General features: G+C 72.7%; 16 protein-coding genes and 1 riboswitch. Of the genes, 11 read left to right on the plus strand and 5 right to left on the minus strand.

The window, feature by feature from the left end:
• The first annotated feature begins 125 nt into the window (after window positions 1–125).
• Window positions 126–2,621: a GAF domain-containing protein gene (locus ACTEI_RS17470; protein WP_164465999.1), complete on the plus strand. Its 2,496-nt coding sequence runs from the start codon at window positions 126–128 to the stop codon at window positions 2,619–2,621.
• Between the two features lie 12 nt (window positions 2,622–2,633).
• Window positions 2,634–4,286: a fused response regulator/phosphatase gene (locus ACTEI_RS17475; RefSeq protein WP_122978631.1), complete on the plus strand. Its 1,653-nt coding sequence runs from the start codon at window positions 2,634–2,636 to the stop codon at window positions 4,284–4,286.
• A 46-nt stretch (window positions 4,287–4,332) separates the two neighbouring features.
• Here ACTEI_RS17475 and ACTEI_RS17480 read toward each other — a convergent pair whose 3' ends face one another.
• The gene (locus tag ACTEI_RS17480; protein WP_122978632.1) at window positions 4,333–5,535 is read right to left on the minus strand and encodes an erythromycin esterase family protein; all 1,203 of its coding nucleotides are present in this window, start codon (window positions 5,533–5,535) and stop codon (window positions 4,333–4,335) included.
• A 1,069-nt stretch (window positions 5,536–6,604) separates the two neighbouring features.
• On the opposite strand from ACTEI_RS17480, the gene ACTEI_RS38340 reads away from it, so the two are divergent.
• From ACTEI_RS38340 to ACTEI_RS17510, 7 genes are all read left to right on the plus strand, one after another.
• Entirely contained in the window at window positions 6,605–8,788 is a 2,184-nt protein-coding gene (locus ACTEI_RS38340; protein ID WP_280525900.1) for a tetratricopeptide repeat protein, read from the plus strand.
• A 45-nt stretch (window positions 8,789–8,833) separates the two neighbouring features.
• Window positions 8,834–9,076, plus strand: a complete 243-nt coding sequence (locus ACTEI_RS38350) for a tetratricopeptide repeat protein (RefSeq protein ID WP_244940684.1) — start codon at window positions 8,834–8,836, stop codon at window positions 9,074–9,076.
• A 91-nt stretch (window positions 9,077–9,167) separates the two neighbouring features.
• Window positions 9,168–9,629 carry a tetratricopeptide repeat protein gene (locus ACTEI_RS38360; RefSeq protein ID WP_244940685.1) on the plus strand — a complete coding sequence of 154 codons (462 nt, stop codon included), beginning with the start codon at window positions 9,168–9,170 and terminating at the stop codon, window positions 9,627–9,629.
• Between the two features lie 254 nt (window positions 9,630–9,883).
• Complete coding sequence (locus ACTEI_RS17495; RefSeq protein WP_372443262.1) at window positions 9,884–11,017, plus strand: alkane 1-monooxygenase; 1,134 nt, start codon at window positions 9,884–9,886, stop codon at window positions 11,015–11,017.
• 98 nt (window positions 11,018–11,115) lie between these two features.
• Complete coding sequence (locus ACTEI_RS17500; protein WP_122978633.1) at window positions 11,116–11,706, plus strand: TetR/AcrR family transcriptional regulator; 591 nt, start codon at window positions 11,116–11,118, stop codon at window positions 11,704–11,706.
• A gap of 709 nt (window positions 11,707–12,415) precedes the next feature.
• The gene (locus ACTEI_RS17505) at window positions 12,416–12,646 is read left to right on the plus strand and encodes a hypothetical protein (RefSeq protein ID WP_122978634.1); all 231 of its coding nucleotides are present in this window, start codon (window positions 12,416–12,418) and stop codon (window positions 12,644–12,646) included.
• 49 nt (window positions 12,647–12,695) lie between these two features.
• Window positions 12,696–13,220 (plus strand): CPBP family intramembrane glutamic endopeptidase, encoded by a 525-nt coding sequence (locus ACTEI_RS17510; RefSeq protein WP_164466000.1) that lies wholly within the window; start codon window positions 12,696–12,698, stop codon window positions 13,218–13,220.
• Here ACTEI_RS17510 and ACTEI_RS17515 read toward each other — a convergent pair.
• The 3 genes from ACTEI_RS17515 to ACTEI_RS17525 all read right to left on the minus strand — a co-directional run bounded on the left by ACTEI_RS17515 (window position 13,105) and on the right by ACTEI_RS17525 (window position 15,878).
• Window positions 13,105–14,688: a DUF7134 domain-containing protein gene (locus tag ACTEI_RS17515; RefSeq protein WP_425321056.1), complete on the minus strand. Its 1,584-nt coding sequence runs from the start codon at window positions 14,686–14,688 to the stop codon at window positions 13,105–13,107. The genes ACTEI_RS17510 and ACTEI_RS17515 overlap by 116 nt on opposite strands.
• Before the next feature lie 231 nt (window positions 14,689–14,919).
• Window positions 14,920–15,684: a CbtA family protein gene (locus ACTEI_RS17520; protein ID WP_122978637.1), complete on the minus strand. Its 765-nt coding sequence runs from the start codon at window positions 15,682–15,684 to the stop codon at window positions 14,920–14,922.
• On the minus strand, window positions 15,675–15,878 hold the full coding sequence (locus ACTEI_RS17525; protein WP_122978638.1) for a CbtB domain-containing protein: 204 nt from the start codon (window positions 15,876–15,878) through the stop codon (window positions 15,675–15,677). The genes ACTEI_RS17520 and ACTEI_RS17525 overlap by 10 nt, the downstream gene beginning before the upstream one ends.
• A gap of 8 nt (window positions 15,879–15,886) precedes the next feature.
• A riboswitch (adenosylcobalamin (AdoCbl) riboswitch) is annotated at window positions 15,887–16,033 on the minus strand.
• Between the two features lie 84 nt (window positions 16,034–16,117).
• Here ACTEI_RS17525 and ACTEI_RS17530 point away from each other — a divergent pair.
• Complete coding sequence (locus ACTEI_RS17530; RefSeq protein WP_122978639.1) at window positions 16,118–17,083, plus strand: S8 family serine peptidase; 966 nt, start codon at window positions 16,118–16,120, stop codon at window positions 17,081–17,083.
• Between the two features lie 177 nt (window positions 17,084–17,260).
• Here ACTEI_RS17530 and ACTEI_RS17535 read toward each other — a convergent pair whose 3' ends face one another.
• Window positions 17,261–18,655, minus strand: coding sequence for an amino acid permease (locus ACTEI_RS17535; RefSeq protein ID WP_122978640.1), 1,395 nt, complete (start codon window positions 18,653–18,655; stop codon window positions 17,261–17,263).
• A gap of 142 nt (window positions 18,656–18,797) precedes the next feature.
• Between ACTEI_RS17535 and ACTEI_RS17540 the strand changes: the two genes are divergently transcribed.
• Window positions 18,798–19,367, plus strand: coding sequence for a TIGR03086 family metal-binding protein (locus tag ACTEI_RS17540; protein WP_122978641.1), 570 nt, complete (start codon window positions 18,798–18,800; stop codon window positions 19,365–19,367).
• Window positions 19,368–19,371: the final 4 nt, after the last annotated feature.

Here is a 19,371-nt window from a genome sequence, read left to right on the forward strand (position 1 = left end):
TCCGGAAGGGTGATCCTTTTGGGTCAGGGTTACCGGCGGTCAAGGTGGGTAGCCGGTGCGTGGCAGTCGGGGCGGCTGCCGTGGGCGGACGGGGGCGGGGGCCCATGCCGGTGCTGGATGAGGTTGTGCTGACTGACGCTCGGCGGTTGGCGGCGGTGGAGCGGGCCCGGCGGGTCCTGCCGGCGTTGCCGATGCCGTTGGATGCGATCGCCGCGCTCGCGGCGCGGTTGTTGGGCGCCCCGATGGGGACGGTGACCTTCGTCGGGCGGCACGAGGAGTACTTCGTCGGGGTGCACGGCCTGCCGCCGGGCCTGGCCGGTGAGCGGCACGCGCCGCTGGCGTACTCGGTGTGCAAGTACATGGTGAGCGAGGATGCCCCGGTGCGCAGCCCGGACATGGCGGCCGAGGATGATCCGGCGCTGCGCGAGCATCCGTTGCTCACCGAGTTCGGGGTGCGCGCGTTTCTCGGGGTGCCGCTGCGCGATGCCGACGATCAGCCGGTCGGGTCGCTGTCGGTGCTCGACGGGGAGGCGCGGCAATGGAGCGACGCGGATCTGTCGACGCTGATGGAGATCAGTCATCTGCTCAGTCTGTTCCCGGCCCCCGCGCAGCGGGCGGCCTGCCCGGTGACGGCGGCGCTGGATCCGCAGGCGCTGGTGGAGGGCATGAAGGAGGCGTTCGTCGCGGTGGACCGGCGGGGCGTGGTGGTGGAGTTCAACCGGGCCGCGCAGGAGTTGCTGGGGTGGCCGGCCGACGAGGTGCGCGGGCGGCCTCTGGACCACACGGTGCTGCCGGACTACGACGGCCGGCCGGTCGGCGAGGCGCTGTCCCGGCTGTTCGCCGCCCCGGCGGCGCGTGCTGTGCCGCACCGGGTCAGCGTGCGTCACCGCGACGGGCGGCGGCTTCCCGCGCGGATGGTGCTGTCCGTGGTGCGCGGCACGCTGGGGGCGCTGGCCTGCGCGTTCATCACCGACCTGTCGGAGCAGGACGCGGCGGAGAGCGACGCCGAGCGGCAGCGGCGGTTCCTGGCCGCGTTGCTGGACAGTTTGGATGTCGGGGTGGCCGCGGTCGACTCGGCCGGCACTCCGGTGGTGGTCAACCGGGCGTTGCGCCGGGTGCACGGCATCGGGGACCGGTGGAGTGCCGAGGATGTGACCCGGGCGGTCGGTAGCAGTGTCCGGGATCTGGACGGCACGCCGCTGCCGTTGAGCGGCACGCCGCTGTTGCGCGCGTTGCGTGGCGAGCACGTGCGCGGCGCTGACGTGCTGGTCAGGATGCCCGGCAGCGCGGACCGGATCATGGTGGCGCACGCCCAGCCGATCACCACCGCGGGCGGGACGCGGATGGGGGCGGTGGCCGCGCTGCACGATGTGACCGCGGTCCGGCGCGCGGAGGGGTTTCGGGCGTGCGAGCAGCAGGTGCGGCAGATCCTGGCGGCCGCGGCGACGGTCGGTGACGCGGCGGCGGCGACGTTGCGCGCGGTGGCCGAGGCGTTGGGGTGGCCGCACGCCGAGCTGTGGCTGATCGACTCGCTGACCGGGCATATGCAGCGTACCGGGCACTGGAGCGCGTCCGCGGGGCAGTGCGGCGATCTGCATGCCGATCCGGTGAGCCGGGGTGCCGGGGTGATCGGCACCGTCTGGGAGACCGGCCAGCCGTTGTGGGTGCCGGACATCGCCGGCGCCACGGATCTGGCCGCGGAGCATTCGGTGGCCCGGGCGCAGGATTGTGCCCGGATGGGATTGCACACCGTCCTGGCGGTGCCGATCCGTGACGGCGCGGCCATGCTGGGGGTGCTGGTGTGTTACAGCGCCGCCCCGGAGTACGACCGGGATCTGCTGACCGTGCTGGTCGGTGGGGTGGCGGCGCAGTTCGGGATGTTCGTGGCGTTGCGCCGTACGGCCGATCTGGCCGAGAAGTTGAAGCGGACCCGCAACGACTTCCTGACCCTGGTCGGGCACGAGTTGCGCACCCCGCTGACGTCGATCACCAGCTATGCCGGTCTGCTGGCCGAGGATCCGGCCGTCCCGGCCGCGGAGGCCCGGCAGATGCTGCTCGTCATCGCCCGCAACGCGGACCGGCTGGGCGCGGTGGTCAGCGATCTGCTGGAGTTGTCCGGCCTGGAGGCGGGTCATCTGCGGCTGGCCGTCGGCGAGCACGATCTGGCGGTTGTCGTCGCCGCCGCGGTGGCCGCGGCGCAACCGATCGCGGCCGATGCCGGGGTGCGCCTGTACGCCCGTCTGCCCCGCCGGCTGATGGTGCACGGCGATCCGGTGCGGCTGCGTCAGGCGGTGGACAACCTGCTGTCCAACGCCATCCGGTACAGCCGGCACGGGGGTGACGTGCGGGTGCGCCTGACCGCGCAGCCCGACATGGCCGAGCTGCGTATCACCGACACCGGGATCGGCATTCCGCCGGGCGAGCACGATGACCTGTTCCACCGGTTCACCCGGGCCAGCAACGTGGCGCACCACGGTTTTCCGGGCGCCGGTCTGGGGCTGGCGCTGGTGCACACGATCATCACGTTGCATCACGGCGACCTGATGTTCGACACCGGTCACCGTCCGGGCACCAGTGTGCTGCTGCGCCTTCCGCGCCGCCAGCCGGCGCCGCGAGGCTGAAGGAGCGTCGTCGTGGCCTCGATCCTGCTCGGGGAGAACGTCCCGGACCTGCGTGAGGCGCTGATCCGGCTGCTGCGCCGCGCCGGGCACGAGGTCAGCATCGCCGGTACCGCCGACGACACGCTGACCGCCGCGCTGGCCGGGCCGTTCGACCTGGTGCTGATGAACCCGGCCCTGCCCGGCAGCGATGGGCTCGACGGTCTGGAGGTCTGCCGGCGGCTGCGCGCGGTGGCGGCGACCGCCCGCCTGCCGATCATGATGCTGTCGGTGCGGCAGTGTCCCGCCGACGTCGCGGCCGCCGATGCCGCCGGCGCCGACGACTATCTCGGCAAGCCGTTCGACAATGCCACCCTGCTGGCCCGGGTCGCGACGCTGGTGGCGCGGGGCGAGCCGGCGCCCGCGGCGGACGTGGATCTGGGGTTGTTGCGGGCGGTGCGGGAGGTGATGGCGGCCTCGCACCTGATGCAGGCCGACGAGGTGGCGCCGACGCTGGACCGGGCGCTGTCGCGGCTGGGCATGGGCGCCGTGATCTTCCTGATCGACCATGATCAGGTGGTGCTGCGGGCGCTGCCGGTACGGGGGCGGGAGCCGTCGGAGCCCGAGCCGGTGCACGAGGGGTCGCTGCCCGGCCGCGCGTACATGCTGGTGCGGCCGGAGCCGGATCCGCAGCGCCGGGGCCGGTTGTGGGTGCCGCTGCTCGACGGCACGGAACGTTTCGGCGTGATCCGGTTCGAGGTGCCCGGGGCCGCCGGGGCGTACGACGTCAGGTGGCAGCAGCGGTGCGAGCTGATCGCCGAGATCGTCGCGCATCTGATCGCGTCGAAGATGTCCGGCGGCGACATCCTGAAGGTGGCCCGCCGGGTCGAGCCGATGACCGTCGCCGCGGAGCTGATGTGGCAGATGCTGCCGCCGCTGACCAGCAGTCACCAGCGGCTGGCGCTGAGCGCGATCGTGCAGCCGTGCTACGACGTCGGCGGCGAGGGCTACGACTATGCCGTCGACGGCGACACCGCCTGGCTGGTGCTGCTCGGGGCGGTGGGGCGGGGGCTGGGCGCCGCGGTGGCCGGCGCGGTGGCGCTGTCGGCGATCCGTGCCGCGCGCCGGGCCGGCGGTGATCTGCCCGAGCAGGTGCGCGCCGCCGACGAGCATCTGATCGAGCAGTGCGGTGGGAGCCGGCACGCCCGGTTCGTCACCGGCATGCTGGCGCGTTTCGACCTGGAGAGCGGGCTGGTGCGCTACATCAACGCCGGCAGTCCGCTCCCGGTGATCTTCCGCGACGCCGATCTGCTCGGGGTGGTGACCGGTGGCGCTCGGGTGCCGCTGGGCGTGCGGGCCGAGGGCGAGGTGCGGGTGGGGGAGAAGGTGCTGTGTCGTGGGGACCGGATGCTGCTGCACACCGCCGGGGTGACCGAGGCCCGCGCGGCTGACGGCAGCCTGTTCGGGGCGGCCCGGCTGACCCGGCTGGCCGCCGACTGTGAGCAGGCCCGGCTGCCGGCTCCGGAGACGCTGCGCCGGCTGGCGCTCGCGGTGGCCGAGCATCGGGGCGGGCCGCCGTCCGGTGACGCCGCGATGGTGCTGGTGGAGTGGTCGCCGGCGGCCGCGCGGCGCACCGTGGTCGGGCCGCCGTATCCGGATTCCGCAGGCGAGGCCGAGGCGCCGTCGTGAACCGGTCCGGCGGCGGCCGGCCCGGGCCGCCGCCGGACCGCCGGGGTCAGGGCCGCCCGGCGTCGCGGACGAACAGCAGCCCGTCGAGGCTGTCCAGGTGGTCCGGATCGAGTGGGGCGTAGCCGTACCACGGCGACTCGCGCGCCACGATCGGGTCGGCGGCCAGCGCGGTGGCCAGGCGGCGGGGCTCGACGATGCGATGCGGCTGTGCGAGCGCGTACAGCCGGCCCTCGACGGTGTTCTCGGGCGGGGTGGGCACGCCGTGCTGGCGCAGTGTGCCGACGGCGGTGGCCAGGAAGGCGTACCGGGTGTCCAGATGGGTGCTGACGATCGCGCCGGCGCTCCACCAGTGCGCCGGCTGTCCGTCCATCCGGAGGCTGCTGCGGCGCCGTTGCAGGTGGCTGTTGTGCGCGTTGACCAGGGTGGGGCCGCGCTCGGCGAGGGCGAGCAGGTTGTCGGCCATGATCGCATCGCGTGCGGTGAGCAGCCGCGCCATGCGGCCCGGTGAGGTGTCGGCCAGCGCGCGGTGGTAGCGCAGCAGGCCGGTGGCGGTGCGGGCGTACAGGTGGGCCCGGTGCCGCTGTTCCGGCGTCGACACCGTGGCCAGGTGCGGCGCCTGGGACTCCAGCAGCGCGATCAGGTCGTCGGCGAGCAGCCGCAGCCGCTCGGCTTCGGGTGTGCGCCCGGGCGACTGTGCGGGGTCTCTCATCGCGGCCGGGTTGGTCCAGCGCTGGTCGGCGCCGAGCAGCCGGTCGAGGGCCGGCGCGGTGCAGGGCAGCAGGTGCGGGTCGAGTCGGGTGGCCAGATGGTCGTACAGGGCGGTGAGGGCGTGCCGCGGGCTGGCGGCTCCGGTGATCTCCAGGGGGCCGTCGATCCCGGCGAAGCGGACCTGTGCGCAGGGCGGGCGGCCGTCGTTGTACGCGCGCATCCAGCGCACCAGTTCGCGGTTGCCGGCGAAGGCGCCCCACTCGTGACTGAAGCCGCGCCGCATGACGTCGTCGAGCACGCCCGGGCCGCCGGTGACGTAGTCGTCGACCAGTAGTCCCGCCAGGCAGTCGCTCTCCAGGGCGAGCGTGCGGTAGCCATGCTCCTCGACGAGCTGGCGGAACAGGTCGTTGCGCGCTCGCAGGAGGTCGTTCTCGCCGTGGACGGGTTCGCCGAGGGCGAGCAGCCGGGGCCGGGTGGGCAGCAGGTTCATGACGGTGGCGGCGTCGACGGGATGGGTGGCCGCAGTGATACCAGCAGTCATTTCCTGAACAGTATCGTTGAATTGCCGAGGAAAGCTTTTCACCGGAAGCCGCAGTTCGCCGCCCCACAAGTTCAAAGCAGCTCACTGGCGCCCGTCGGTTCCGGCCGTTGACAATGGTCAGCAGACCGGCTCTGTGATCATCCTGGGATGACCGGTTTTCCCGCGACCGCTCGCCGGGTTCGTGACGAGAGCCTCGACTCCTGGCAACGGCGGGCGCGTCTGCGGAACTGCCTCCATCACTTCGCGCCGTATGGTTTCCGGGCCACGTGGCATCACCTGGCGACCACTCACCGCATCGCGAGACGTCTCGAGGCCGATCCGTCGTCGCTGGTCGCAGCCCTCGACGAGCTGGAGACGGCCCGCGCCCTGGTGCTGTCGAGCGCGGTCGCTTTCGCGGCCCGGCGACGCCTGCAGAAGCGGGAGGGCCGGCGCGTTCCGGCGGAGCTGCATCCCTGGGACTCATGGGGTTGCCACGACATCGCCCACTGCCCCGATCCGCGGAAGCATCCGGCCGAGCCGCTGCCCGTCGTGGTGGGCCGGGTGCTCGATGCGTGCGCGGCAGGAGCCGACCGGGCCGGAACGTGCCCGGTCTGCGGCCAGCAGGACGGGGCCCTGCGGAGTGTCTGCCGGCACTGCGGCGTCGCGTCCGGAGGCCGAGGCACCCTCACTGACGCAGGAGGGATCCAGGAGATCGCCGTGTCGGGATGCCGGCGAGAAACGTGTCACCAGCCGCAAACGAGCGTGGTCTGGCGGGATTCTGAGCGCGGTGCAGGCAGAATGGCGCGCGCGGTTCGCGTAGGTCACGGATGTGGTTGCAGAGCGTGCCGGGGCTGACGCCGAGCAGCTTCGCGATCGCGGTGACGCTGGCGTCGGGCGCCGGTCGGCCATCGTGGACGGCGATGAGTAGCGACGAGTCCCGGCCATCGTCGATCCGCCGCCCTCGGGCGGTGGGGAAAAGGTGCTCCTCGCGGGGGCCGGTGAAGGATCTGCGGGACGCGGTGTACCGCTCGTACGCGGAGGCCGACCGGCCGCAGCTGGCTGAACTCGCCGAGCGGATCGCCTTCCTTGCATGTGGAACGACGCGGTGGTGGATGGCTTAGGCCAGGATGGATCGATGACTGGTCCTGATGGCGGGCATCGGCGGCCGTGGTGGCGGTTGCCGCTGCTGGAGGCGTTCTTGTTCGTCGCGCTGGGGGCGTTGACGAACGTCTTCACAGGCTTGCTCCCGGAGCCGTGGAAGTGGGCGCATGACCTGCGGTTGATGGGCGGGGCATTCGTGGTGGTCGCTGTGCTGACCATGATGGTCACGTTGGTGCGGCAACGCCGGGACCGGCAGGCAGTCGCTGATGAGCCGGTGCCGGCGGTGCGTGCGGTGACCGCGCAGACCTTGCACGGTCCGGTGATGACCGGGGACGGTGCGGCCATTGCGGGACCGGTGGTGATCGGCGACGGGGCGACCGTTGTGCAGCAGGCTGCGCCGCGGGAGTTGGCGCCGTCGGCGGCGGTGCCGGTGCCGGACGGGCTGATCAACGTGGCGGCGCCGGGCGTGTTCGTGGGCCGTACCGCGCAGTTGGCGCAGCTCGATGCGGTGCTGGAGCGGCCGGGAACGGTGGTCGTGCAGGCGGTCCACGGGCTGGGTGGGGTGGGTAAGAGCGCCCTCGCGGCCGAGTGGGCGCGACGTCATCGGGATCGGTACCGGCCGGTGTGGTGGATCGAGGCGGATACCCCGGCGGGTATCGACGCCGGTCTGGCGGCGTTCGCGACGGCGTTGCAGCCCGTGGTGGCGGCTGGTCTGTCGTTGGAGGTGCTGCGGGAACGGGCGGTGCAGTGGCTGGCCTCGCATGTGGGGTGGCTGCTGGTGCTGGACAACGTCGATGATCCACGCGATGTCGCCGCGGTGGTGAGGCGGCTGGGTGTCGGCCGGGTGCTGGTGACCAGCCGGCGCTCCACCGGCTGGGCGGGTATCGCCACGCCGGTCAGCGTGGGCGTCCTCGATCTGGGCGAGGCCGTGGAGTTGATGCGCCAGGTCCTGGCGCACGGCGGCCGCGACCACGACCCTGCCGGGCTGGCACGGGTGTGCCGGGAGCTGGGGTGTCTGCCGCTGGCGGTGAAGCAGGCCGCGTCGTATCTGACCGAGACGGGGCTGTCACCGGACGGCTATCTGGACCTGTTGAAGGCGTATCCCGCCGACATATTCGCCCACGGTGGTGAGGGTGACGGCGAACGTACCGTCGCCCGGGTCTGGCGAGTCACCCTGGACCGGCTCGCTGACACCCCTCTGGCGGGTGAAATTCTGCGGGTGGTGGCGTGGTACGCCGCTGACGGCATCCCGCGAAGCCTGCTCGACGGGCTGGCCGGCCCGCCGGAAATCGCCTGGGCGCTCGGCCGGCTCACCGCCTACAGCATGATCACCGTCGATGAGGACACGCTGACCGTGCACCGTCTGGTCCAGGCGGTCGCCCGTATCCCGGATCCGGATGACCCGCACCGGCAGCCCGAGTACATCTACGCCGCCCACACCCAGGCGGTCACTCGACTACTAGCTGCCATGCCTGATGATTGGCGACGGCCGGACGCCTGGCCTCGCTGGCGGGTGCTGGCACCACATGTCGAGGCCCTCGCGTACCAGAGCCGGGACCACCGGGACGACGACGCGACCGCTGGCGCTCTGTACAACGGGGCAGCGTTGTTCCTTGCCGAGCAGGGCGCCCTGGCCCGGGCGGTTCCGCTGTTCGAGCAGGCGCTGGCCGACCGGCGGCGGGTGCTCGGCGACGACCATCCGGACACCCTGGCCTCGGTGAACAACCTCGCCTACGCCTACGAATCGGCCGGGGACCTGGTCCGGGCGGTTCCGCTGTACGAGCAGGCGCTGGCCGGCTGCCGGCGGGTGCTGGGCGACGATCACCCGGACACCCTGATCTCGGTGAACAACCTCGCCGGCACCTTTCGGGCGGTCGGGGACCTGGCCCGGGCGGTCCCGCTGTTCGAGCAGGCGCTGGCCGGCTGCCGGCGGGTGCTCGGCGACGATCACCCGGACACCCTGATCTCGGTGAACAACCTCGCCAGCGCCTATCGGGCGGTCGGGGACCTGGTCCGGGCGGTCCCGCTGTTCGAGCAGGCGCTGGCCGGCTGCCGGCGGGTGCTCGGCGACGACCACCCGCAGACCCTGGTCTCGGTGAACAACCTCGCCGGCGCCTACGAATCGACCGGGGACTGGTCCGGCGGTTCCGCTGTACGAGCAGGCCCTGGCTGACCGGCGGCGGGTGCTCGGCGACGATCACCGGACACCCTGGCCTCGGTGAACAACCTCGCCGGCGCCTACGATCGGCCGGGACCTGGCCCGGGCGGTCCGCTGTACGAGCAGGCGCTGGCCGGCTGCCGGCGGGTGCTCGGCGACGACCACCCGGACACCCTGGCCTCGGTGAACAACCTCGCCGGCACCTTTCGGGCGGTCGGGGACCTGGCCCGGGCGGTCCTGCTGTTCGAGCAGGCGCTGGCCGGCTGCCGGCGGTGCTCGGCGACGATCACCCGGACACCCTGATCTCGGTGAACAACCTCGCCAGCGCCTATCGGGCGGTCGACCGGTCCGGGCGGTCCCGCTGTTCGAGCAGGCGCTGGCCGGCTGCCGGCGGGTGCTCGGCGACGACCACCCGCAGACCCTGGTCTCGGTGAACAACTCGCCGGCGCCTACGAATCGACCGGGGACCTGGTCCGGGCGGTTTCCGCTGTACGAGCAGGCCCTGGCCGACCGGCGGCGGGTGCTCGGCGACGATCACCCGGACACCCTGGCCTCGGTGAACAACCTCGCCGGCGCCTACGAATCGGCCGGGGACCTGGCCCGGGCGGTCCCGCTGTACGAGCAGGCGCTGGCCGGCTGCCGGCGGGTGCTCGGCGACGACCACCCGGACACCCTGGCCTCGGTGAACAACCTCGCCGGCGCCTATCGGGCGGTCGGGGACCTGGCCCGGGCGGTCCCGCTGTACGAGCAGGCGCTGGCCGGCTGCCGACGGGTGCTGGGCGACGACCACCCGCAGACCAGGATCGTTCGTGGGAATGCAGCTGCCGTGGCTACTCACCCGCTCGGTGAACCGTGACGCCAGGGCCTCGGCGTCGCCGCCGGACTCCTAGCAGTTCCACGCCGGCGTACCGGCTGTCGTACCGCGCCACGACAGCCGGATCGATGTCGCTGAGATCCAGCTCCGGGTCACCGGCGGCGAGCGCCTCGATCAGGCGTACGGTGGCTTGCCGGACCGTCCCGGCGTGCTCCGGCCGCAGCTCATCGGGCCTCGATCAGCAGCTCAGAGGTCAACTATTTGACATCACGGCAAAGTTTGTAAATCATCGATACGTGACCACCGCCGTTGGTGCGTGGCGCGACGCCAAGCGCCCGTTGTGGCCGATGGCCCTCGTCGTGCCCGCGTTGCCGTTCGCCGCCCCGCTGACCGCCACCGCCACCGGCTCGGGCTGGGGCTGGTGGCTGACCCCGGTCTTCATCCTGGGCGTCATCCCGGTGATCGACCTGCTCGTCGGGGACGACCGGGACAACCCGCCGGACACCGTCGTGCCCGCTCTGCAGACCTCCCGCTACTACCGCTGGATCACCTACCTGTTCCTGCCCGCGCAGTACGCCGCCCTGGTGATGACCTGCGCGGTGTGGTCCGGCGGCGTGGACCTGCCCGGTGCGGCCGGCCTGGTGCTCACCGCCGGCCTGGTCAACGGGATCGCCATCAACACCGCGCACGAGCTGGGCCACAAGCGGGAGGCGGTGGAGCGGTGGCTCTCCCGGGTCGCGCTCGCGCCGACCGGTTACGGCCACTTCTTCGTCGAGCACAACCGCGGCCATCACGTACGCGTGGCCACTCCCGAGGATCCGGCCAGCGCTCGGCTCGGGGAGTCGTACTGGCGGTTCTGGCCCCGTACGGTGATCGGCAGTCTGCGGTCGGCCTGGCGCCTGGAGACCAGCCGGCACCGGCTCCGCGGGCGCAGCCCGTGGACGTGGCGCAACGACATCCTCAACTCCTGGGCCATGTCGGTCGCGCTGGCCGCCGCCCTCGGCGTCGCGTTCGGCCCCGGCGTGCTGATCTTCCTGGCCCTGCAGGCGCTCGTCGGGTTCTCCGTGCTGGAGGCCGTCAACTACCTGGAGCACTACGGGCTGCTGCGGCAGCGCAACGCCGCCGGCCGTTACGAGAAGGTCGACCCGCGGCACAGCTGGAACAGCGACCGGCTGACCACCAACATCCTCCTGTTCCAGCTGCAGCGGCACAGCGACCACCACGCCAACCCGCTGCGGCGTTACCAGACGCTGCGCACCTTCGACGTCTCGCCGCAACTGCCCGCGGGGTACGCCACCATGCTGTTGCTGGCGCTCGTCCCGCCCCTGTGGCGGCGGGTGATGGACCACCGGGTGCTCGCCCACTACGGCGGCGACCCGGCGCGAGCCAACACCGTCCCCGGCTACCAGGCCCCGTCACCGACCCGCTGACCCGCGGGCCCGGACCGGCGGCCGGCGCGCGTACCGTCGAGCCCCCGACGGCGCGCGCCGGCCGTCCACCCCCGGCGGGTGCGTACACTCCGTGATTCATGGAGGCCACCTCGTCGTACCGGGAAGCCGGCCGTGCCCGGCTCCGCGGCGCCCTGGTCAACGCGGCCCGTGAGCTCGCGGTGCGGGACGGTTGGGAGAACGTCCGGATGGCCCAGGTCGCTCGGGCCGCCGGGGTGAGCCGCCAGACGGTCTACAACGAGTTCGGCGATCGGGCCGGGCTCGCCGAGGCGCTGGCGTTGCGCGAGATCGAACGGTTCGTCGCGGACGTCCGCGCCCGCCTGTTCGAGCACGGCGGCGACGTTCGCGCCGCCGGGCACGCCGCGATTTTGCACACCCTGCTCGAGGCGGCCCGCAACCCGCTGGTGCACGGCATTCTCACCAGCGTCCGCGGTGGGTCCGAGGACCTGCTGCCCTATCTGACGACCCGCTCCGGCGCGGTCCTGGCGGCGGCCGGCGCGGTCGTCCAGGAGTGGGCGTCAGCGCACGCGCCGCAGGTGGACCCGGCGACGGTGAGCCTGGCCGCCGAATCCATCGTGCGGCTCACCATCAGCCACGTCATGCTGTCTCTGACGCCCGCGCCCGAGTCGGCCGACGCGCTGGCCGAGGTCTTCGTGCGGCTGCTGCGCTGATCACCGCCGCGCAGAGGCCCCGCAGGAGGAGAGTGACGGTCGGGCATCCGCGGGGGAGAATGCCTGACCTGGCTAGATATGGGCACATGACGCCCGGTTGCCGCCACGGGTGCCGGAGCGGATGAGCAATCTCGCTGCAGAGCTCAGCGAGTTCCTCGCTCTCCCACGCCCTGCCAGGTAGCCACCTCGCAGCCACACGCAACCACGCTCCGCCCGCGTCCCCGTGGGCCGCCGCGGTGCGTAAGCGAAGCCCTTCCGGGCTGGCGGCATACCGGTTACATCGCATAGCTGAGCCGGCCAGGCTCAGGGCCGTCCCCGGCCATCCAGGCCAGTCCTATCTTCCTAGGATGACCTAGGGGCAGTGCGGCAAGCCGCACCAGTACCAACAAGGACGGCTTCGCCGACAGAACCATTTGAAAACCAGCACACCCTTCCGGCCGGCCCGGTCCTGACCCGATACACCCCGGGGGCAGGGGTCCGACGGTGCGGAGCCGTCTGGTGGATTCACCCGCACCCGGCGCCGGATGCAGCAGCTACCGCGGCGCGCCCGTGGCCCGCGGCGAGCGGGTCGTCATCGGTACGACCCCGGTGCCAGTATCGCGGACGGAGGCGGCGCGCAGCGTGCCCCGATGTTTCCGATCGCGGGTGGATGGCGGGGCTCGGGCGCTGGCCGAGGCTGGGCGGACCTCTACCGAAAGCAGGTCCGTCCGTGGTCGCCACGCTGTCCGATCGTGCCGCGTCGATCGTCTTCGTGCTGGTGGTGCTCGGGGTGTCGCTGGGCGCCGTCGATGTCGCCGGGGGACTGCTCCTGGCTTTGTCTCCGCTGCTGGTGGTGCTGGTGATGCTGCTGGTCGTCACCCGGGAGGGTTACCGGCGTGACGGCTGGGGGCGGCTCGGGATGGTCGGCTCGGGTTGCGCTGCTGGCCGCTGGCGGTCGTGACCACGGCCGGTGTCTGCCTGCTGGCGACCGTGGGGGTCGTCGCGCTGGGTTGGCGCGGTTCAGCGCTCCGCGGGGGCCGTGGCTGGGCGACGTGCTGGCGTTGTGTGTGGCCGGCCCGGTTCTGGCGTTCGCGGAGGAGATCGGCTGGCGCGGTCACCTGCAGCCGCGTCTTGCTTTCCTGGGTGAGCGGGCGGCGATGCTGGCGGTGGGTGTGGTGTGGATCGGCTGGCACCTGCCGTACATCGTGTTCACGCCGTATCACCACGGCGGCGGGAACCGGGTCGTGGTGCTGACGCTGTTCAGCGGTTGCGTGATCGCGTTGTCGTTCCTGATCGGTCGGCTGCGGACGATGTCCGCCAGTGTGTGGCCGGCCGTGCTGGCCCACTTCGCGCACAACGCCACCTTCGCGGCGAGCATCGTGGTCGTCCCCGATCGGCCGGTGGTGGTGGACGAGTACCTCAGCGGCGACTCGGGGTTGTTCGTGCTGGTGGGCACCGCTGCGGGTGCGGCCGGGCTCGGGGTCGGCCGGGCGCGTGCGGGTCGTCGGTCGTCGCGTGGGTCTGCGCGAGGATGACGGCCTGCACCCGGTCGCGCAGGTGCAGTTTGCGCAGGACCGATCCGACGTGGGTCTTGACGGTGGACTCGGCCACGTGCAGCCGTGCGGCGATCTCGGCGTTGGTCAGTCCGAGCCCGATGGCGGAGAGGATCTCGCGTTCGCGGGTGGTGAGTCGCGCCAGCGTGGCCGGCGGGTCGGTGGCGGGCGGGGCCGGTGCGGTGAGGACGAACGAGTCGATCAGGCGGCGGACGAGCCGGGGCGAGACGGGCGCCTCGCCGACGGCCGCGGCGCGGATCGCGGTCAGCAGTTCGGCCGGGCCGGCGTCCTTGACCAGGTATCCGGACGCTCCGGCGCGCAGGGCGGCGACGAGCAGGTCGTCGGAGTCGAAGGTGGTGAGCATGACGCGGGGGCCGGCGGTCAGGGTGCCGTCCAGGGCGCGTAGTCGTTCTCGCATCCCGTGCAGGCCGTGGCCGGCTGCGGTGGTGGTCGCGGCGGTCCGGTGGCCGGTGCCGTCGTCCTGGATGTGTACGTGTACGGCGTGCGGTGTGCGGTGGATGCTGACCCGGGCCGTGGCGTGGGCTCCGGCGTGTTCGAGCACGTTGGTCAGTGCTTCGCGGACGATGCGCAGCACGGCGAAGCGCACCGCGGCGGGTGTCTGCGCGACGGCGGCGGGGTCGGTGTGGAGTTCGACCGGCAGTCCGGCGGCGCGGACTGCCGCGGCGAGCCGGGTCAGGTCGGCGGGGTTGACCGTGGGTTCGGGTGGGTCGTCGGTGGTGTCGGGGTCGCGGAGTACGTCGATGACGTCGCGTACCTCGGTCAGTGCGGTGCGCGCGGTGTGGGCGATGGTGGCCAGGGCGGTGCGGGTGTCGGTGTGGTCGCCGGGTCCGGGGTGTTCGGCGGCGTAGTGGGCGGCGTCGGCTTGCACGATGACGACGGTGAGGGAGTGCGCGACGATGTCGTGGATCTCCCGGGCGGCGGCGACTCGCTGCTGTGGGGCGAGGAATCGTGCGCGTTGCCGGTGGGTGTCGTGCAGCCGTGCGGTGGCCTGGTGGAGTGCGTGCAGGTTGGTTTCGCGGCCGCGTACGAGGTTGCCGATCATCCAGGTGAGGGTGGCCGGGACGGCGAGGAGCGCGGTGATGACCAGGGCGTTGCGGGTGTACTGGGGTTCGGTGCTCCGGCGCAGGCCGGCGGCCAGGCTGCCGGCGAGGGTGTGGAGCCGGATCGTCAGTGAGGCGGCCGTGTAGATCGCGAGTGCCTGGGCGATGTTGGCGGGCAGCGGGAGGGGTGTCAGGGCGAGTTGGAGCGCGAACATCGCGGCGGAGTGGGCCAGCGTGGCGACGGGGTGGCGGCGGCGCAGGGTGAGTGCGCCGATGGTGGCGGTGGCGATGAGGAGGCCGGTGGGTCCGGCGATCAGGCTGGGTAGGCCGAAGAGGAGCCGGAGGGTGGCGCGAGTCCGTCGACCAGCAGTGGGTGGGTGCGTGACCAGCGGTCGGCTCGGGCGGCGAGGGTGGTGTGGTGGTCCACTGCCCTCCTGCCGGGTGTCGGTCTGGCGGGCTTCAGCCTAGCCGTGTGGTCGGCGCGGGGGGTCGCCGTGGTGTGCCGGGTGGCTTGTCCTCAGCGGGTGGTGGGAGGTTGCTGGTGAGGGTGGTGAAGGGGGCGCTGCCGGGAAGGAGACCTGCCTGCTGCGCGACGCGTCGCGCAGCAGGCAGGTGGCGGGTCAGGCGGTGACGGTGCCGGCGGGTTCGCTGTCGCGGGTGGCCAGCCGGTGCAGCAGGCCGGCGAAGCCGAGGCCGAGAGCGGTCCACAGCAGGGCCTGGGTGCCCAGCGAGGCGATCCGGAACTTCCACAGCAGGTCGGCGGGGAAGTTGGCGGGCACCTCGTCGAAGCCGGGCAGCAGGGTGTAGGCGACGGTGACCACGATGAGGAAGGCGAGCACGCCGGCGGTCGCGCGCCGCCATTCGTGGCTCTGGGTGCGGGCGGCCAGCACGCCGGCCCAGACGGCGACCAGGCCGAGCGCCAGCGCGGCGAGGTAGCCGGTGGTGCGTTGGTCGATGGTGGCGGGGTCGCCGACGGCCGGCGGGTTGGGCGGATATTTCAGGTACGGCACGAGCACGACGCCCAGCAGCGCGGCGGCGGCCAGGCCGAGGGCGGCGCGGGTGTCGCTGCGGGTGCGCAGGTGCCGGCGCAGGAGTGTGTAGCCGACGGCGAGGAACCCGCCCAGGGCGGTGCCGTAGAGGCCGGTCGCCAGGGGCAGGCCGATGGTGCGCTGGGTGTCGCGGCTGACCAGTTGTTCGCCGTCGTCGTGGCCGGCTTCGCCGTGCGGGGCGCTGTTCTGCTGTTCGATGGCGATGGCGGCCTCGACGCGGGGTTCGCCGGCCAGGTAGGCGAATGCGCCGGCGAGCAGGCCTGCCGCCAGTCCGGCGAGCAGGCCTGCCAGCAGAATCCGGCCGAAGGTCGGTTTCCGCTGGGGTGTCAGTGGCACGGAACGCCCAGCAGGTGGCGGCCGTCGTGCATCAGCTCGTGCATGTACATGCCGCTGCGCGAGAGCGCGCCCTGGTCGAAGGCGACAAGGTAGGCCAGGGCGAGCAGCAGGACGACGGCGCCGGCGGCGATGAGCAGCAGGCGGGTGGAGACGGCGGGCGTGGTGAGGGTCCGCACGGTGTGGGTCTTGGGCATGATGGCTGAAACCTCCTACGGGATGGCGCGTCCCGGTCAACAAGGCTGCGGCGCGTGAGCGTCCTGACTCACTGCCGGTGACGGCAGTTCACAGTGGCGCGACCGCACCGGAGTCTCACCGGTTTCCCTCGCGACGCCGCAGATGGCTTCCACAACCTAACGGTCGTCGCGGTGGGGGCACAACCGGGATGGCGCACTGCCGCTGAGATTTGCCATCGTCGCTGGGAAGGGAGGTGGGGATGGTGGGGCCGTGGTGGGCGGTGGTGTTGCTGGCCGTGCCGGGGTGCCCGGCGCCGGCGGTGACGGGCGGGTATCGCGCCGATCAGCTGGCGCCGCTGGCGAGCGGGGCGTCGGTGCGGGTGGCGGTGGTCGATTCCGGGGTGGACGCGGCGCATCCGCTGCTGGCCGGGCGGGTCGGGGCGGGCCGGGATCTGCTGGGTGGGCGGGAACGTTGTGCGGGTCACGGGACGGCGGTGGCGGTGGCGGTGGTGTCGGTGGCGCCGGGGGCCACGATCGTTGCGGTGCGGGTCGCCGACGGTGATCCCGGTGACGCGGCGGGTGTGGCCCGGGTGGCCGAGGGGATCCGCTGGGCGGCCGGTCCGGGCCGCGCCCAGGTGATCAACGTCTCGTTGGTGGTGGGTGTCGACGATGCGCGGGTGCGCGCGGCGGTGGCGCAGGCGGTGCGCCGGGGTGTGGTGGTGGTCGCCGCGGCCGGCAACGATCCGGCGCGTTCGCGGGTGTTCCCGGCGGCGTATCCGGGGGTGATCGGGGTCGGTGCGGTGCTGTCCTCGGGTGAGGTGGCGCCGTTCTCGCCGGTGGGTCCGCAGGTGGATGTGGTGGCCGCCGGGGATGGCGGGACCAGTGTGGCGGCGGGGTTCGTGTCCGGGACGGCGGCGCTGTTGCGGCAGCGGTTCCCGGGGCTGTCGCCGGGTGAGCTGGCGCGGCGGCTGGTGGCCACCAGTGACCGGTCGGGGCGGGTGAATCCGTACCGGGCGTTGACCCAGGCGGATCTGCCGCCGGCGGTGGCGGCGTCCACGCGGGTGGCGGTCGAGGCCGGGCCGGGTGCTGCGGCTGGTGCCGGTGCGCGGGGGCGGGCGCTGCGGTTCGCGGGGGTGGTGGTGGGGGTGGTCGTGGTGGGCGCGGTGCTGGCTGTGGTGTTCTCGCGGGGCCGGCGTCGTGGCTGGCGCGCGGCGACGGACGTCTAGATCGACCCCGGTTTCCGGGTACGGGCGGGGATGTCCTGCGCGCAGCCGCGCGCGCCCCGTGGCCCCGCGCGCGCCGGGCGGACCTGGCGCCGGGCGGGGCTCGCGCGAGGGGCGGGGGCGGGGCTCGGCCGGTGGCCTGCGGACGGGGGCGTGCCGGTCGTACCCGGGAGGGGGTTGTCAGTCGGGGCGGTTGAGCGCGGAGTGCCGGCGGCTGTAGGTGAGGTAGACGGTGAGGCCGAGCACGAGCCAGACGGCGAAGCGCAGCCAGGTGACCGGGTCGAGGAAGGTGATCAGCCAGAGGGAGAAGACGATGCCGAGGGCGGGGATCAGCGGCATCAGCGGCAGCCGGAAGGTGCGCGGCAGGTCGGGCCGGCGGTGGCGCAGGACGATGACGGCGACGCAGACGACGACGAAGGCGAGCAGGATGCCGATGTTGGTCAGTTCGGCGGCTTCGCGGATCGGCAGGAAACCGGCGATGAGCGCGGAGGCGGCGCCGACGATCCAGGTGACGCGGGTGGGTACCCGCCGGACCGGGTGCAGGTGGGCGAACCAGGCCGGCAGCAGGCCGTCGCGGCTCATGGCGTACCAGACACGGGTGACGCCGAGCATGAAGGTGAACATCACGGTGAGGATGCCGATGATCGCCCCGACCGCGATCACGTCGGCCAGGCCGTTGAGCCCGGCGGCGGCGAACGCGCTGGAGAAGCCGCTGGTGGGGTTGATGTCGCGGTAGTTCTGCATGCCGGTGAGCACGAGGGTGGCCAGCACGTAGAGCAGCATCGAGACGGCCAGCGAGTAGACGATGGCGCGGGGCAGGTGCCGGCGGGCGTCGGCGGATTCCTCGGCGGCGGTGGACATGGCGTCGTAGCCGAAGACGGCGAAGAAGACGGTGGCGGCGCCGGTGAGGGCGCCGCCGGCGCCGAACGGGAAGTACGGCTGGTAGTTGGCGGTGTCGATGTGCATGGCGCCGACGACGACGACCAGCAGCACCACCAGGATCTTGAGGGCGACGACGGCGGTCTCGACGCGTGCGGCGGCGCGGATGCCGCGGTTGAGCAGGTAGGCGATGAGCAGGCAGAGGATGACGGCGAACAGGTCGACGACGTGGCCGTCGCCGGTGCCGGGCGCGCCGAGCATCCAGGCGGGCAGGTCGAGGCCGAGTTCGCCGACGAGGAAGCTGAAGTAGCCGGAGATGCCGATGGCCACCACGGCGACGATCGCGGTGTATTCCAGCAGCAGGTCCCAGCCGATGAGCCAGCCGGCCAGCTCGCCGAGGACGGCGTAGCCGTAGGTGTAGGCGGAGCCGGCGCGGGGGATGAGGCCGGCGAACTCGGCGTAGGACAGGGCGGCGGCCGCGGAGGCGACGCCGGCGATCAGGAACGAGATCAGTACGGCCGGTCCGGCGGTTTCGTGGGCGACGGCGCCGGCGAGGGCGAAGATGCCGGCGCCGATGATGCCGCCGACGCCGATGGCGGTCAGCTGCCACAGCCCGAGGGTGCGGGCCAGGCCGGTGCCCGGGGTGTCGTCGGTGATGTCCTCGACCGGTTTGCGGCGGAACATTGCGGTGCTCATGGCCACCTCCCTGTTGCTCTGGCGTACCACGTACGGCCGCCCGGCGCATCTATAGCCGCTGATTTGATGCGGGTGGGGGGGCGGGCTCCGGCCGGTCCATCCGGGGTGGACGGGGCCGGGGCCGGGTCCGTACCTTGTCGGGGTGTCCCATGAGATCAGTGAGAAGCTGGCCGTCGCGGCGGGCGCGGCGGCGCAGCTGGTCGCCGCGATCGGTGACCAGCAGCTGGAGCGGCCCACCCCGTGCGCCCGGTTCACCGTGCGGGACCTGCTGAACCACCTGATCCAGGTGGTCGGCAACTTCCAGGCGCTGGCCCGCCGTGAGCAGGTCGACTGGAGCGCGGGCCCGGACCGGGTCACCGGTGACTGGCGGGCCGGGTTCGCCGCGCAGACGCGCGCCCTGGTGCGGGCGTGGTCGGATCCGGCGGCGCTGCAGGGGGTCTCGCCGGGGATGGGGTTGCCGCAGCGCACCGTCGCGCAGATGGTGCTCAGCGATCTGGTCGTGCACGGCTGGGACCTGGCGCGCGCCACCGGCCTGGACTACCGGGTGGAGGCCAGCCTGTTGCCGGTGGTGCGCGAGTTTCTCGACACGATGGCCGAGACCGGCCGCGCGATGGGCGCGTTCGGCGATCCGGTCGACTGCCCGCCCGGCGCCGGTGAGTTCGAGCAGCTGCTCGCGGTGACCGGGCGTGACCCGGCGTGGGCGGCGCGCTGAGCGG

It is taken from the genome of Actinoplanes teichomyceticus ATCC 31121, assembly GCF_003711105.1.
GTDB lineage: Bacteria > Actinomycetota > Actinomycetes > Mycobacteriales > Micromonosporaceae > Actinoplanes > Actinoplanes teichomyceticus.

Excerpts from the sequence above, each read along its gene's own strand:
- ACTEI_RS17480 (WP_122978632.1), bottom strand. The coding sequence starts at position 5,535 with ATGACTGCTGGTATCACTGCGGCCACCCATCCCGTCGACGCCGCCACC.
- ACTEI_RS38340 (WP_280525900.1), top strand. The coding sequence starts at position 6,605 with ATGTGGAACGACGCGGTGGTGGATGGCTTAGGCCAGGATGGATCGATG.
- ACTEI_RS17500 (WP_122978633.1), top strand. The coding sequence starts at position 11,116 with ATGGAGGCCACCTCGTCGTACCGGGAAGCCGGCCGTGCCCGGCTCCGC.
- ACTEI_RS17525 (WP_122978638.1), bottom strand. The coding sequence starts at position 15,878 with ATGCCCAAGACCCACACCGTGCGGACCCTCACCACGCCCGCCGTCTCC.
- ACTEI_RS17530 (WP_122978639.1), top strand. The coding sequence starts at position 16,118 with ATGGTGGGGCCGTGGTGGGCGGTGGTGTTGCTGGCCGTGCCGGGGTGC.
- ACTEI_RS17535 (WP_122978640.1), bottom strand. The coding sequence starts at position 18,655 with ATGAGCACCGCAATGTTCCGCCGCAAACCGGTCGAGGACATCACCGAC.